General features: G+C 42.9%; 14 protein-coding genes. 13 read left to right on the top strand and 1 reads right to left on the bottom strand.

Annotated features, from left to right (window positions below):
* Window positions 1-16: 16 nt before the first annotated feature.
* The 11 genes from MKZ09_RS19820 (at window position 17) to glnA (ending at window position 12,196) form a co-directional block, all read left to right on the top strand.
* Complete coding sequence (locus MKZ09_RS19820; RefSeq protein ID WP_076133786.1) at window positions 17-796, top strand: class I SAM-dependent methyltransferase; 780 nt, start codon at window positions 17-19, stop codon at window positions 794-796.
* Window positions 786-1,766: a tRNA (adenosine(37)-N6)-dimethylallyltransferase MiaA gene (gene miaA / locus MKZ09_RS19815; protein ID WP_172628829.1), complete on the top strand. Its 981-nt coding sequence runs from the start codon at window positions 786-788 to the stop codon at window positions 1,764-1,766. The genes MKZ09_RS19820 and miaA overlap by 11 nt, the downstream gene beginning before the upstream one ends.
* Window positions 1,767-1,785: 19 nt before the next feature.
* On the top strand, window positions 1,786-2,025 hold the full coding sequence (gene hfq, locus MKZ09_RS19810) for an RNA chaperone Hfq (RefSeq protein WP_076133785.1): 240 nt from the start codon (window positions 1,786-1,788) through the stop codon (window positions 2,023-2,025).
* A 139-nt stretch (window positions 2,026-2,164) separates the two neighbouring features.
* A complete protein-coding gene (locus MKZ09_RS19805) occupies window positions 2,165-4,717 on the top strand; it encodes a transglycosylase domain-containing protein (RefSeq protein ID WP_076133784.1) in 2,553 nt (850 codons plus the stop codon).
* Window positions 4,718-4,902: 185 nt separating this feature from the next.
* The gene (locus MKZ09_RS19800) at window positions 4,903-5,457 is read left to right on the top strand and encodes a DUF402 domain-containing protein (protein ID WP_036687739.1); all 555 of its coding nucleotides are present in this window, start codon (window positions 4,903-4,905) and stop codon (window positions 5,455-5,457) included.
* 2 nt (window positions 5,458-5,459) lie between these two features.
* A complete protein-coding gene (locus tag MKZ09_RS19795; RefSeq protein WP_076133783.1) occupies window positions 5,460-6,116 on the top strand; it encodes a YdcF family protein in 657 nt (218 codons plus the stop codon).
* 317 nt (window positions 6,117-6,433) lie between these two features.
* On the top strand, window positions 6,434-7,408 hold the full coding sequence (locus MKZ09_RS19790) for an AAA family ATPase (protein ID WP_076098759.1): 975 nt from the start codon (window positions 6,434-6,436) through the stop codon (window positions 7,406-7,408).
* A gap of 255 nt (window positions 7,409-7,663) precedes the next feature.
* Window positions 7,664-8,953, top strand: a complete 1,290-nt coding sequence (hflX, locus tag MKZ09_RS19785; protein ID WP_076128387.1) for a GTPase HflX — start codon at window positions 7,664-7,666, stop codon at window positions 8,951-8,953.
* 133 nt (window positions 8,954-9,086) lie between these two features.
* Window positions 9,087-10,361, top strand: coding sequence for a methionine gamma-lyase family protein (locus MKZ09_RS19780; protein WP_076200811.1), 1,275 nt, complete (start codon window positions 9,087-9,089; stop codon window positions 10,359-10,361).
* A 62-nt stretch (window positions 10,362-10,423) separates the two neighbouring features.
* Complete coding sequence (locus MKZ09_RS19775; RefSeq protein WP_019910684.1) at window positions 10,424-10,834, top strand: MerR family transcriptional regulator; 411 nt, start codon at window positions 10,424-10,426, stop codon at window positions 10,832-10,834.
* Window positions 10,835-10,867: 33 nt separating this feature from the next.
* On the top strand, window positions 10,868-12,196 hold the full coding sequence (gene glnA / locus MKZ09_RS19770) for a type I glutamate--ammonia ligase (protein ID WP_036687730.1): 1,329 nt from the start codon (window positions 10,868-10,870) through the stop codon (window positions 12,194-12,196).
* A 754-nt stretch (window positions 12,197-12,950) separates the two neighbouring features.
* Here the strand turns inward: glnA and MKZ09_RS19765 are convergent.
* Window positions 12,951-13,427 (bottom strand): ferritin-like domain-containing protein, encoded by a 477-nt coding sequence (locus MKZ09_RS19765; protein WP_076133780.1) that lies wholly within the window; start codon window positions 13,425-13,427, stop codon window positions 12,951-12,953.
* Window positions 13,428-14,562: 1,135 nt separating this feature from the next.
* Here MKZ09_RS19765 and MKZ09_RS19760 point away from each other — a divergent pair.
* Entirely contained in the window at window positions 14,563-15,252 is a 690-nt protein-coding gene (locus MKZ09_RS19760) for a hypothetical protein (protein WP_076200817.1), read from the top strand.
* 408 nt (window positions 15,253-15,660) lie between these two features.
* Window positions 15,661-15,864, top strand: a complete 204-nt coding sequence (locus MKZ09_RS19755) for a DUF5316 domain-containing protein (protein ID WP_076103952.1) — start codon at window positions 15,661-15,663, stop codon at window positions 15,862-15,864.
* Window positions 15,865-15,896: the final 32 nt, after the last annotated feature.

The raw sequence follows: 15,896 nt of genomic DNA, 5'->3' as shown, positions 1-15,896 counted from the left end.
CAAGACTGGAGGCACCATGATTATAACTACGGGGTATAGCCCGATAATGGAAATAGTAGAACGCGCGCAAAGCCTTGCGGAGAGAACGGGTTGTAGTTATGCTCCACGTGAGAAGCTCTCCATTACAAGGATGGTTGAACATTACGGAGATGAGGATATTCTGATTCTATCTCAGGACGCTGTTCGACTACACCGCTTAGGAATGGAGCCTATGGAGTTTCATCCGAGCATGGGCTTCGTTCGCGCTAAACGAATTCTAAAGGGTGAGATCGAGCCGATGCTTGTTGCGGCTCGAATGCTTCCCGGAGATAGCGTATTGGATTGTACAGCTGGATTAGGAGCCGATTCCTTACTGTTTGCTGTGCATGGTGGTGAGTCCTCGGAGGTTACCGCTTTGGAGAGCTCTTTACCACTGTTCGCACTGCTCAGTGAAGGGATGTCTCATTACACCTCTGGGCAAGAAAAGGTCAATGAGGCTTTACGCAGAGTTAATGTTGTGCATAGTGAACATTTGGACTATTTACGGTCTCAACCAGATCGAAGTGTGGATATTGTTTACTTTGATCCTATGTTTCGCGTGCCTCTGACGGGTTCTGCCTCGATTTCCCCGCTGCGGCAATTCGCTAACCGTGCTGCCTTATCGACAGAGAGTGTAGCAGAGGCGGTTAGGGTCGCCCGTAAGACTGTTCTTTTAAAAGAAAAGGCTTTGAGTGGCGAATTTGAACGCCTAGGGTTTACTGAGCTGCTCCGAAGCAACTCCAAAACATCGTACGGGGTGATACACATTGACAACTAAAGAAAGGCATAAGGTTCTAGTGCTGTTAGGACCAACTGCCGTAGGCAAAACCCGGTTAAGTCTGGAGCTGGCAGCGGCTTATAACGCTGAGATTATTTCCGGCGATTCGATGCAGGTTTATCGTGGTATGGATATTGGTACAGCTAAGATTACACCCGCTGAAATGAAGGGGATTCCCCATCACCTGATCGATATTCATGATCCGCAGGATGCTTATTCTGCCGCTGAATTTCAAGAGCAGGGCACTAGACTTATCGAGGAGATAAGCGCTAGAGGGAAGCTTCCCTTTATCGTAGGGGGGACTGGACTGTATATTGAGTCTTTATGTTACGGCTTTCAGTTCTCGGAAGCAGTGGCTGATGAAGCTTTCCGTAAAGAGCAGGATCAATTTGCGGAAGAACATGGAGCGCTTGCACTGCATGCCAGACTCGAGGCGGTTGATCCAGTCAGCGCAGCCAAACTTCATCCTAATGACCGTCGCAGAATTATCCGTGCACTGGAAATTCATCACCAGACAAACACTACACTTTCCGCTTCTCATGCTGCTCAAAAGAAGGAATCACCCTATGACTTATGTCTCATAGGTTTGACAATGGACCGGAAAATACTATATAAACGTATTGAGGACCGAATTGATAGCATGCTGGCGGATGGTCTCGTTGCTGAGGTGAAAGGACTGCTGGATAACGGTTACAGCAGAAGCCTTGTGTCCATGCAGGGATTGGGTTACAAGGAAATTGCCGCTTACCTGGCAGGAGAGCTGACGCTGGAAGAAGCTGTGATACTGCTTAAACGCGATACTCGCCGATTCGCCAAAAGACAGTTGTCATGGTTTCGCCACATGAAGGAAATCGAGTGGATCGATGTCGAAGGTGAACAAAACTTTTCTGAGAATTTCTCAAAAATACGTGGTATAATAGCAGGAAAGTTTCTCTCAGGTCTTGAATATACTTCTGAACAATCTAATTGAACCATTGGGGGTACGTCATATGAACAAGTCCATTAACATCCAAGATACATTCTTGAACCAACTACGCAAAGAAAATATCCCTGCTACGGTATATCTGACCAACGGTTTTCAAATCCGGGGAATAATTAAAGCATTCGACAATTTTACAATCGTCATTGACAGTGATGGACGCCAGCAAATGGTGTATAAACACGCAATTTCCACGTTCACACCACAGCGTAGTGTATCACTGATGCAAGACAACAGTAGTGAAGAATAACATTTATCAAAAATGAATTGAAACCTTTCTTGTTTATAAATCGTTTGAATAGAGTGTGAGAGAGCAACCTGTGAAGGTTGTTCTTTTCATTCATGGCAGACCATTTATGTTTATTTCCGAAAGGGAGTCAGGAGGCATTATGTCTAGAGACGATACATCCAGGACGAATCACAATAGAGATAGAGGATCGTCCAGTTCCAAATCAAAATCAAAACCAAAAAAGAAAAAGAAATTTTTGACGAAGAAGCGTGTGCTGTGGAGCTTGTTCTTCGCTACGGCATTGGCCATTTTCTGTGCATTAGGTGGATATCTGTTCATTATGCTAAATGGGCAAAAGCTTCTGCTTGAGAACCAAGATAAGCTAACAGTGAATGAAACGACTAAGGTATATGACCGCAATGCTAATTTAATTGGCGAATTATCACTGGAGAAAAGTGATCCAGTAGAGTATGAAGAAATTCCACCGTTATTGGTTAACGCTTTTGTAGCCACAGAGGATAAACGTTTCTTCGAACATTCTGGTGTGGATTTATGGTCGATTGGCCGGGCAGCAGTAAAGGATATTGCCGCACGAAGTATGGTAGAGGGCGGTAGTACCATTACTCAACAGCTCGCCAAAAACATCTTCCTGACACGGGACAAGACGTTTTTCCGTAAAGCAACTGAGGTGTCTATTGCCGTAGCCCTGGAGAATCAGAAATCTAAAGAAGAGATTATTACCATGTATCTGAACCGGATTAACTTCGGGGGTACAATTTACGGAATTAAAGCAGCATCAGTAAGATATTTTGGTCAAAGTGATTTGAGTCAGCTTAAGGTATGGCAAATCGCGACATTGGCGGCCATGCCAAAAGGCCCGTCACGTTATAACCCGCTGCGTAACCCTGAACTTTCGAAGGAACGCCGCGCAGTAGTGCTTCAGCTTATGTATGAGCAAGGGTACATTACGGAGCAGGAAAGAGACGAAGCAAAAGTCGTAGATTATAACTATAAGCCGCCAGAAAAGAAACAGCGTTATCAAGCATTTATTGATTTTGCAGTAGATGAGGCGGAAGAAAAATTTGGATTGTCAGAAGATGATCTGAATATCGGCGGTTACAAAATTTACACTACTATGGATAAGCATGCTCAAGAAACGGTTGAAGATGCTTTTGCAGATAGTGATAATTTTGAAAAGAGTGTAGATGAAGAGCTGGTACAAGGCTCAATGACGATTGTGAATCAGGAGAATGGCAGCATTGTCGCGCTCCTTGGTGGACGGAATTATGAGAAAAAAGGCTACAGTCGTGTAACAGGCAGCCGTCGTTCTCCAGGTTCTGCTTTCAAACCAATTGTCTCTTATGCTCCAGCGCTGGAAACTGGGAAATTCACCATGAATTCAACGCTAAGCAATGAGAAGCAATGTTTCGCGAACTATTGTCCAACCAACCTGCATGGATATTCTAAGAGCATCAACATGAGTGATGCCATTCAGAAATCGGAGAATATTCCGGCTGTTTGGCTGCTCAATGAAATTGGTGTGAATACCGGATTTAAATTTGCCAAGAAACTAGGCATTGGATTGGAAGACGAGGATAAGAACCTTTCGCTGGCTCTTGGAGGCATGAGCAAAGGAACCAATACGCTGGAAATGGCGCAAGCCTACAGCGCTTTTGCAAATGGCGGCGAACTAAGAGAGGCTTATTCCATTAAATCCATCTCTGACAGCAGTGGTGAGACGGTCTACAAAGCGAATACAACGCCTGAGCGAGTGATGAGTAAGGAAACGGCTTATCAAATGACTGAGATGATGCAGAAGGTCGTGGAGAGCGGTACAGGTAGAAAAGCTAGGATTGACCGTCCTGTGGCCGGTAAGACCGGTACGACGCAAAGTGGATATTCTGGAATCAGCTCGAACCGTGATGTATGGTTTGTAGGCTACACGCCGGAATGGACTGCAGCAGTCTGGATGGGGTACGACAAGCCAAGTAAAAAGCATCTGCTTAAGAACAGCAGTCCGCTTGCCGCTGCTTTCTGGGGTAAGGTCATGGAGGAAGCGCTGAAGGATGTTCCTAAGAAATCCTTCCCGCAGCTCGATAACGAGATTGCCCCTGAGCCTACGGAAACACCAGAAACAGCTCAGACTGTTACTGGACTATCAGCAGCATATGATCCTTCTACGATGACAGTAAATCTCAATTGGGAGGCAGTTCCTGTTGCCGGCGTTGAGTATCGTATTTATCGTAGAGAGACATCGGAAGCTGAGTTTGGCTCACTGTTAAATACAGTGACTACCAGTGCAGGGGATTTTAGTGCACTGCCTGGTTTGGTTTACGAGTATTATGTAACTTCTTATGACCCTGCGCTAAAAGTGGAGAGCGAACCATCCAATGTGGTTAGTGTATCCGTGCAGGATGAAATGCCGACCCCTGAACCCACCATAGATCCTAATCTTCCGACCCCGACCCCAGAGGACGGTGGCAGCAACGGAGAGAATGGAAATGGTGGCAATAACGGAGGCGGCAATGAGGGAGGCGGAAATAACGGAGGTACTACAATCCCTGAAATCACACCGCCACCGCCAACACCAATGCCGACCCCAACTCCAGAACCCACCATCGGTGGAGAGGGTTCCGGCGATGAGAGCGGGAATGTATCCACAAACCCTGATCCAGAGACCGGTTTTGTGAACGGGGATTCTTCCACTCAATAAACGAGTTTGAATTTCAAAAAAATAAGCTTTATCCATGCAACCAAGCTTCGCTTTTTTATAAAGTGAAGCTTGGTTGCTGTTTTTATTAGGTTTAGAAGAAAAATTTCTTGTATTTTGCGGGATGTTTTGAGTGTATCCTCTAAATGTGTTAAGCTGAATAGACCATACTGGAGAGGGTAATTTCTATGAAACGTAAATTCGGAGACCGGGCCAACTGGCGCCGGATTACGCGTCGCCATTTTGCCTGCCGCTATGTGGAGAGCCGGGAATTCAGCGGATATATTACGCTTTATACCATCTACGGGCTGAAAGAACCACTGTGGAAGAGCTATGGACGGCATACATATCGTATTGCAGATAAAGGTTATTCCTGGCTGCAATATTTTCCGAAAGACAGTCACTATATTGTGACGGCTATGTTCGACGAAAAACAAAATATTGTTCAATGGTACATAGACACCTGTAAAGTGCAAGGCGTCACTGACCAAGGTGTGCCTTGGTTTGACGATTTGTATCTGGATGTGGTAGTACTTTGGAACGGCGAGGTGTTTTTGCTCGATGAGGATGAACTGGAGGAAGCACTGGAGAGGCAAGACATCTCAGAAAGCGATTATAAGCTAGCCTGGGAGACTGCCCATACTATTTTACGTGGCATCGATGCTCATGCTTTCCCTTATTTCTCTCTCTCCTTGAAACATCGTGCCGAATTATTTCATCATGGAGAATTCAGGAGGAAATAAAGATGGAATGGTACGTTTATGGAAGAGACTCTTCCCCGATTCGGATTGTTCCCAAAAAACGCCGGATTTGGTCTAAACGAACGTTGCTTGTTGCTTTAATGATTATGGTTGTAGTTGGTTTGTTGTGGTGTGCGTACGCATTGAGGAATATCAATAAAGCCGCAACGACAGATCCTATGCTCAAAGCCGATACAGGGATCATTCTTGGCATGTCGATGTGGGGAGATGAACCTAGCCCGGGATTGAAGGAACGATTGGATTACGGGCTTAAGCTTTATCAAGAGGGGATGTTCCCGCATATCATAGTTTCTGGAGGTTTGGATAAACCTGATCTTAAATATACCGAAGGTCAAGGCATGCGCAATTATTTAGTAGCTCATGGAGTTCCGGATAGCGCCATTTCTGTTGAAAATAAAGCTACCAGCACTTACGAGAATCTTCTGTATAGCAAAGCCATTATGACAAGTGAGGGATTGTCCTCAGCAATTATTATTACGCATACATATCATGGATGGCGTTCACACGAAATCGCGGACGAGCTCGGTTATGTGAATCCTGAACTGGGGCTTACAGAATCCACTGTTCTGTCGATGACAAGGCATAAGTCGCGTGAAATTCTAGCCTATACGAAATGGAAAATCCAGCAGTTGTTCCTGTAATTGTTCCCAAATATCAGAATCTTCTAATAACGCTTCCTATTCCGGAAGAGACTTGATTAGAAAAGCCAGCCCCCAAATGGATTAAACTCTAACTGGGGGCTATTTGATGTTTGTATATCAAAAATAATGGGGTTGTGAAATGATAAAAAAATAAATGTTTGCTCTATGGCTTTATGCATTTCGGTCATTCTATCCACGTGTACCATCGTAGATGATGCGAGAGATAGCAGGGAATCCAATGTCGAAACCCCATTCTTTAAAACAAGTGCATGATGTCATTCGGTTATTGCATATAATGCTCTAACGAGGTGATTACAATGGGTGAAGAAAATTTAAGAAAGATAACCATTAATGATTCCAGAATGAATATAACTTTCAAAAATCAAGACCCAACAAATATTACGAATGAAACATTGGAGAGCGCGCTGGCTCAAAATAATCATTTAGAATCTACAAAAGAAATCCTGCAAGAGCTTCATGAGCTTATCGGTCTTGAAAAGGTGAAGGATCTTATATATGAAATTCATGCGCTTATCCAAGTGGAAAAAATGAGACAAGAACTGGGGTTAAATGTAGTTAATCAGGTTTATCATATGTTGTTTAAAGGCAACCCCGGGACTGGAAAGACAACTGTAGCAAGAATCGTTGCCAAGCTGTTAAAGAATATGGGCATATTAAGTAAAGGTCAATTAATCGAAGTAGAGAGAGCGGATTTAGTGGGGGAATACATAGGGCATACAGCTCAAAAGACCAGAGACCTTGTTAAGAAGGCTATGGGTGGCGTATTATTCATTGACGAGGCTTATAGCTTGGCTAGAGGCGGAGATAAGGATTTTGGAAAAGAGGCAATCGACTGTCTTGTAAAGGTTATGGAGGACAGGAATGATGATCTCATCATTATCTTAGCGGGTTATCCAAATGAAATGGAGATGTTCATGGAGGCTAATACCGGACTTCCCTCACGTTTTCCAATTCAACTTGATTTTCAGGACTACACAACAGATGAACTGATATTGATTGCACATAAAATGGCAGCTGAAAGAGACTATATAATTACTCCAGAAACAAACGGAAAACTAAAAGAGTTAATCCTTAATGAGAAAATTATTGAAGAAAACTTTAGTAATGCCCGGTATGTACGCAATATCCTTGAACAGGCAATCCGCCATCAAGCAGTTAGATTAATAAGCAGACATGTCAAAATATCTAAACAATCTTTGATGGAGATCTTACCGAGAGACCTTGTTCTTCCGGTCGATGATTATTCAAAAGGGGAGAGTATAATCTCTTAAATAAATTGACACCGGCGAAGTTTATACGTGCTTAGTCGGTTTATCTTTTATAAAAGATTGAAGATTATCATAATGAAAATTTCTGACAGAATGGTGAGCCGTTCCATTATCAGCCTATATTACCAATGAAACTTATGATAAAATGTTTTGAAGCGCTGTGAATGAACAGTATCATCTGTATAACCTCAGCAAGAAGTGAAAAACTGATTAAATGGTACACAAAGATTCTATTACCGTCATAAGGAGCATGAATAAATGGCAATAACTACGCATGATACAGAAACGGATATTCAAGATCGGGCGATATTGGTCACTCTCGTCACAGATAAAATTAAACGTACCGGTATTGACCCAGAGCTTTCTCTGCAGGAATTAGTACAATTAGCAGAAACAGCAGGTGTTGAAGTCCTGGATGTGTTGCGTCAGAATAAGGAAACACCGGATTCAAAATGGTTTATCGGTAAAGGTAAGGTAGAAGAGCTCCGCATGGCCGCTGATGGTCTTGGAGCTAATACGGCTATTTTTGATCAGGAATTGTCTGGAGCGCAGGTACGGAACCTTGAAGAGTCTTTGGATCTGAAGATTATTGATCGGACGCAGCTCATTTTGGATATTTTTGCTGGGCGGGCCAAAACGCGAGAAGGTATTATTCAAGTAGAGCTGGCACAGCTGTCCTATCTTTTGCCGCGGTTATCCGGTCAAGGTAAAAATTTATCCAGATTAGGTGGGGGTATAGGAACCAGAGGGCCAGGTGAAAGTAAGCTTGAGACCGATCGCCGTCATATTCGCGGTCGGATTACGGAGTTGAAACGCCAGTTGGATGAGGTAGTTAAAACCCGTGAATTGCACCGTGAACGCCGCCGTAAGGCAGGGGCAGTGCAGGTTGCTCTAGTCGGCTACACGAATGCTGGTAAATCGACGCTGCTTAAGCAGCTTACAGATGCGGATGTTTATATTGAAAATCAATTGTTTGCTACGCTTGACCCTACTTCACGTGTGCTTCAACTAACGGGTGGCAAAGAGGTAGTGCTTACGGATACTGTAGGCTTCATTCAGAATCTTCCGCATGATCTTGTGGCATCTTTCCGCGCAACGCTGGAGGAAGTCAATGAGGCCAATCTGGTGTTGCATGTAGTGGATGCCTCATCTCCAATGCGTGAGGAGCAGATGGAGATTGTGCAAACTATTTTGCAAGACTTAGGGGCAGCCAGCAAACCGCAAATCGTGCTTTTTAATAAAATCGATCTATGTGAGCCTGAGCAACTGGAAATGCTGCCAACAGGCACAGGTTTTTTGAAGATCAGTGCGTTTAACCCTGAGGATTTAACCCGAATTATTGAAATTATCTCTGATGAGTTGGCCGGAGATACGCTGAATTTTCGCATTCCTGGAGACCGAGGCGATATTTCTTCCTTGCTTTACAGAGTAGGTGAGGTGCTGGAAACCACCTATGATGAGAACGATGTTATCTATAACGTCCGTCTTAATAAAGAGGATTATGATAAATGGGGTTACATGCTGGCTGATTTTGTGGACCAGCCGTAATCTTCTCTGTTCCCCTAAAGTGGAAATGCTTGTTGTATAGGTATAAAATAATAGCTAATGACAAAAAGCGTCAGGCAACTGTCGCTTTCTGTCATTATGATGGCAAGTAAATGTAAGGAGCGAATAAGAACTAATGGCAGTTTTTGCAGAAGATATTTTAGGAGCGGCAGAGTCCGCAGAAGTTGAAATCGAAGGTGCAGTCAAAGCTCTTGATCGAATTGTCGATAAGAATCAATGGAAGGTTATAGAAGCGTTTCAACGTCATCAGGTCAGTGATTATCATTTTGCGGGTTCAACGGGGTATGCTTACAACGACCGTGGACGCGAAGTGCTGGATCTTGTCTATGCTGACGTTTTTGGTGCGGAATCAGCTTTGGTGCGCCCGCATTTTGCTTCAGGAACACATACCATTTCAACAGCCCTCTTTGGTGTGCTGCGACCAGGAGATGAGCTTTTATACATCACAGGTCGTCCGTACGATACCTTACACAAGGTGATTGGCCAAGCAGGAGATGGGACAGGCTCACTCGCAGACTTCGGAATTACATATCGGGAAGTTGCCCTTACATCAGAGGGTAAGATTGATTGGGAAGAGGTGGCTCTCTCTATCAATGAGAAAACTAAAGTAATTGGAATCCAAAGATCGCGTGGTTATGATTGGCGTGCTTCCTTCACAGTAGCCGAAATAGGTGACATGACAGCGAGAGTGAAGTCATTGAAACCGGATGTTATTGTGTTCGTTGATAATTGCTATGGTGAGTTTACTGAAGAGCTTGAGCCTCCACAGGTTGGAGTGGATCTAGTAGCGGGTTCATTAATTAAAAATCCTGGTGGTGGAATTGCTGAGACGGGTGGATACATCTGTGGGCGCAGAGATCTAGTAGAGCTTACAGCGTACCGTCTTACAGCTCCTGGTATCGGTGGCGAGGTAGGCGCAATGTTAGGAACTACCCGCGGGTTATACCAAGGTCTGTTCATGGCTCCGCATACAGTTGGACAAGCCCTTAAAGGCAGTATTTTTGCGGCAGCTGTATTTCAGCGCTGCGGGTTTGAGACGAAACCAGCGTGGAATGAATCTCGTACAGATTTGATTCAGGCGGTTTCCTTTGAGGGACCGGATCACTTGATTGCCTTCGTGCAGGGAATTCAACGTGCTGCGGCGGTAGACAGCCATGTAGTTCCAGAACCATGGGATATGCCGGGATATGAACATCCTGTCATCATGGCGGCAGGTACGTTTATACAAGGTGGTAGCTTAGAGTTATCGGCAGATGCGCCTATCCGTGCGCCTTATATCGGCTATATGCAAGGGGGATTAACCTACTCCCATGTCAAATATGGCGTTTTGATGGCACTCCAAAGTATGCGTGATCGAAAATTACTGTCAGAAAATCTTACACACCATTGACACGCTGTATTAGGAAATGTACAATGAGATCAGAAAAAGATCATTGGAAGGTTGGATGAGTCATGGGTGATGAAATCCGCAGAAATATGGCATTATTTCCTATTGGAATTGTAATGAAGTTAACTGATTTATCTGCAAGACAAATTCGTTATTATGAACAGCATAGTCTAATCGTTCCTGCACGTACTTCTGGGAATCAACGTTTGTTCTCTTTTAATGATGTTGAGCGCCTATTAGAAATTAAGGCCTTGATTGAAAAGGGTGTTAACATTGCTGGCATCAAGCAAGTGATGAACCCAGTCTCTAAGGAATCCGAAGAAGCTACTGTGATTACCCCTGACACAGAGGTTAGACGTAGAGAGCTATCAGATTCGCAGCTTCACCGTTTGCTGAAGCAAGAACTAGTTTCCGGTAAAAGACCGGGACAGGTATCGCTTATTCAAGGTGAGTTATCCCGGTTTTTTAATAAATAATAATATACAGAGTTTTGAAAGGGAGAGGATCACGTGAGCTTTTCTAAAGAGGATATTTTACGCATTGCCAAGGAAGAGAATGTTCGTTTCATTCGTCTGCAATTTACAGATCTGTTAGGTACTATCAAGAATGTAGAGATTCCGGTTAGCCAATTGGAAAAAGCACTCGACAACAAAATGATGTTTGATGGTTCCTCCATCGAAGGTTATGTGCGGATTGAAGAATCCGATATGTATCTCTTCCCAGACCTTGATACTTGGGTAATCTTCCCTTGGGTGACTGATAGCCGTGTTGCACGTCTGATTTGTGACGTGTATATGCCGGATGGTACTCCATTTGCTGGAGACCCACGTGGTATCCTGAAGCGTTGTCTGAAGGAAGCCGAAGAAATGGGCTTTACAGCGATGAATGTTGGACCTGAACCTGAATTCTTCTTGTTCAAAACAGACGAAAGAGGTAACCCAACTACAGAATTGAACGACCAAGGTGGTTATTTCGACTTAGCTCCTACAGACCTAGGGGAAAACTGCCGTCGTGAAATCGTATTGACCCTTGAAGAAATGGGCTTTGAAATTGAAGCTTCCCACCATGAAGTGGCTTCCGGCCAGCATGAAATTGATTTCAAATATGCTGACGCGATCACTTCTGCTGACCAAATTCAAACCTTTAAGCTCGTTGTGAAGACGGTTGCCCGTCAACATGGCTTGCATGCAACTTTTATGCCTAAACCATTGTTTGGTATTAACGGATCTGGTATGCACGCTCACCAATCCTTGTTTAATGGCAAAGAAAACATGTTCTACGATGAAAGTGACAAGCTAGGTCTGAGCAAAACTGCACGTTATTATATGGCTGGTATTTTGAAGCACGCTCGTGCTTTTGCAGCGATTACTAACCCAACAGTGAACTCTTACAAACGCCTTGTTCCTGGTTATGAAGCACCTTGTTACGTAGCTTGGTCTGCAAGTAACCGTAGCCCGATGATTCGTATCCCGGCTTCGAGAGGGCTTAGCACACGTGTTGAAGTTCGTAACCCGGACCCGGCAGCTAACCCATACCTCGCACTTGCTGTTATGTTGAAAGCAGGGCTAGACGGAATTAAGCGTAAGCTTGATCTTCCAGCTCCAATTGACCGTAACATCTATGTGATGTCTGAGGAAGAGCGTATTGAAGAAGGCATCCCAAGCTTACCATCCGATTTGAAAGAAGCGCTAAGCGAAATGATCCGCAGCCATGTAATTACCGAGGCTCTCGGTGAACATGCGCTGGCTCACTTCTACGAGCTGAAAGAAATCGAATGGGATATCTATCGTACACAAGTGCATGAGTGGGAAAGAAACCAATACATGACTTTGTACTAGAACCTGTAAACCCTTGACACCTTTGGTGTTGAGGGTTTTTTTGTGTGTGGGTAAGGATAGGAGATATTGTAGAGGTTTATGAACGCCCCCGTAATGCCCCCGGGAAAAGTAGTGATTAATTCGAGGGTACTTCTCATATGAGTTTCAAATTTCTCCTTAATGCTTTCATTTAATTTTTTTTATATATGTGTGTTGTGCGTTGTGATTCTTATACTACCATGATCTAAACGTGTTATTCCTAAGCTTGAAAAGGGTTATAAGCTGGCTAAACGATTTTATGAATTGGACTATAAGAATGCTCTCCAACTTAGGACAAGCCATTTTCGCGACAGGTGAAACTTCTTAGCCTCTTATAATGGAGAATGCTATGACTCAGTCAAATGATTGAATTTTTGAAAATGCGAGCTCAGCAACTTTTGATAAATTTCACTCGTATGTTTCGTTATCGATAATCAATTTAAAGGCGAATCCAAAGCATGCGTTACCTTTGAATTCGTTCTTGTATAAATTGTAAAAAAGCCAGAAGGCGTATCACCATCTAGCTTAGCTGCATAGCGAAAAGTGGATTATTAGGATGAAGGCAAAAAATATGGTTTTTGAGGGAATTGTGCTGCAGACCATAGTCCGACAGTTGGGAAGTAAACGTTCGATCATATACGAAGTATCAGAAAGAAATGCGGGGAATAATGGTGGTATGGATAGAGCTGACGCATCGTTCACACACATCGTGCTACTAGGGCAGTCGATACAATGTCTACTGATTTGCAGCTGAATTTAGTAGCAATAAATTATTATATTTCGCTGCATGCTTTTGCTCATCGAGAATAATGCCATATAAAGTGTCCTTATAAACGCCATATGGAAGACCGAACCATATCTTTCGATACTTTTCAACCGCTGACAATTCACCTTGAAAGGCTTTTTGCAAACCATTGATATACGAATTAACCTGTTCAGGAACTTCGTCGCTAACTCCTGTCACTTCATGTCCTGTCAATTCTCTGTACATTTGTCGAAACATATGATTATGCCCACGTTCATCATTCCGAATAGAAGTAATTACTTCAGCTTGTTCTTTATTCGGAGCAAGTTGAATGAGTTGGTCATAAAAAAGTTCGTCATTTCGTTCACCTTGGACTGAAGTCCTCATTAATTCAAGAGCCTCTTGAGTTGAAGTTGCCCAAATGGGGACAAATTGAGTTCTGAACCAATAAGGATACACCATATACATTAGCACAACCTCCAATAATTTATAAGTATTCTATCACCAATCATATGCTTGCTAACTGATTGTATGAGTATGATCTCACTTCTTACTTTTTCTTAATTAGACCAAAGTCAAGAAAGTGGACGGTAAGAAATAGATATTCTAGTAAATTTCTCAGAAAAACGAGCAGGTAAAAGATACCTTAGCGATCCATACATTCGTTTGCACACAATTGGTTTTCTATATGATTTTCCAGTCGCCATCCTACGATTTCACGTGTACACAGATTCATTACGCTAGCCAGATACAACCGACATCCCCGGCAAGGAATATATGTAATGACAATGACCCAAACCCTGTTGGATTTGAGAATCAACAACGTCAACGGGCTATGTGGGAGCTGCAGCTCAGGGAAGATGAAGATGGATTTAATCTAGCTTTTAGTGATATCAGCAGCTTAGGAACTAAGTGCCGCTTTAGTAACTGTAATCTCGAACTGATAAAACTTTAATGCCTTTGCCGTTGAGGATTTACTTTGTGTTTGTATAGGTAGCCTCTTGAGTATCATTTATGATATGCCCATAAAACGACTACAAATAGTTTGTTAATCGAGGATATTATACAGTCTAACAATTTCAACGTGTAAAATGTTGTTCATTTATCATAAAAAATGGGATATCATGGGATGTACAAGAATTAAACGCAGAGACGGAGGAGTGAATTTGGAAATAGTTTGGTCTAACTTAATATTAACTTTGATAATTTTCGGGATATTAGTTGTTTTGATTTTTAAAGCATTTATCAAAGAGTGTTGACACAAATCTGAGTTACAGAACATTAAGAGTGGCGATTTACAGAACACCCGCGGGTTGGCTGTGAGTCGCTATTTTATTTTTTTTCTGAAAATGTTATAAATAAAGTGTTTTGTGGAATTTGTCTTTTACTTAATTGATGTGTCGTCTGCCTATTAAGATAGTAGGTGCCCGAATCGTCCGGGAACAATTTGAGTTTCGAGCACAACTCCATAGCTGTAAATAAAAACGAGTCGATTGTTTGAAATTTTTCAATCCGTAGCAATAAAAATGAGAAAAGGTTTGAAGAATAAGAGGACACGTCACTCATGTGGGTAATAACTAATATAGTAATAAGGAGGTGCGTAATGAAAAAAATATTATTAACTACAGTTACTAGTATTCTTCTGTCTTCCTCAATTCTCGGTGCATGTAGTAACAATAAAACAACAGACGAGGCAAAACCTACAGCGTCAAGTGCAGCGACAATGCCAGTTGTTGAAGCTACAAGCACTCCTGAACCTTCTGCTACTTCTTCTATGGAGGTGCAGGAGTCTCCCAGTCCGGAGGCCACTGATCCTCTAACATCCGATCGACCAAAGACCAAAGCATTTGGTGAACAGGAGGGAGGGGTCCCAGGGCAAGAAGGTACACTTGAGCAAGGTGATGGATATTCCCTGTATGTCTTTCAGGATTTCACACTAGACTCGCAGTCTAATCGTTTATTATTGACTAAGGATCCAACCTATTATGCCCAAATTGAACACTTACCTGCCGATTACGATCTCACAGCTTTGAAGCAACAGGGACAAACCGAGCTTTCTGCAATTGGAAAGGCAAACGACCATAGCGGGGAACTAATTGAACATCCTCTAGGTTTTGCTGAGCTATATCTGCAGGCTGCCGGAGATAAAGGGATAGAAGATTATATGGTCTGGAAGAATCAGGCGGGGGAAGCTTTTCTTTTTCGGATACACAATCCTAAGGGTGATTCGTCGAATAAGTTTGCACCTTGGGTGATGGTTTCACTGGCAACACTTGAACTTGAAAGAAATTAAGTGGTATCAGAGCCGTAGAAGTAGTGTGCCATAACCATAATCAAAAAATGGTTGTTGGCACACTACTTCTTCTTTTTGGTACCTTACTTCATTCGAACGCCAATTTCCGTTTGCTGAGGTTGCAAATTTCGCGTATGAGCCCGCTATCGGACCCAGCAGACCTTATATGAAGCTTTACCCTACATTTGGGATACTAAAGGACTCCATAGTCGCTATTGGCATTGAAAAACTCAATATGAGCCTCATCCTTAGGAATAACGTCACTGGAGTCCGAAACCATGCTCCAAAGGCTGAAAAATAGCAAATAGCGTCATCTGGATCCGAAAGTCTTGGCACGTAGGAGAGGGATTTAATGTTAAAATATCTTATATATAGATAACTAATTCTTTCCTGGGAAGGAGTAAGTTCATGCAAATTTTTATTTATATAGGATTGGGCTTTTTTATAATTTCAGGTATATGTGTTGGAGCCTTCACGACAGGTACACAACAAAGAGGTAACTTTTATTCGGAATCTAAGCAAGACCGTAAAATTAAAAACAAAGTAGCGAATGGGTCCGCTTTAGGTGGTCTTATTTCATTAGCTATAGCTGGGATTCTTTATTTGTTGTAATGAACGCAAAATATAAGAAGGAGGAGTGTTGC

It is taken from the genome of Paenibacillus sp. FSL R5-0908, from assembly GCF_038006245.1.
Taxonomy (GTDB): Bacteria; Bacillota; Bacilli; order Paenibacillales; family Paenibacillaceae; genus Paenibacillus_AQ; species Paenibacillus_AQ odorifer.
This window is presented reverse-complemented; position numbering and strand designations above follow the sequence as displayed.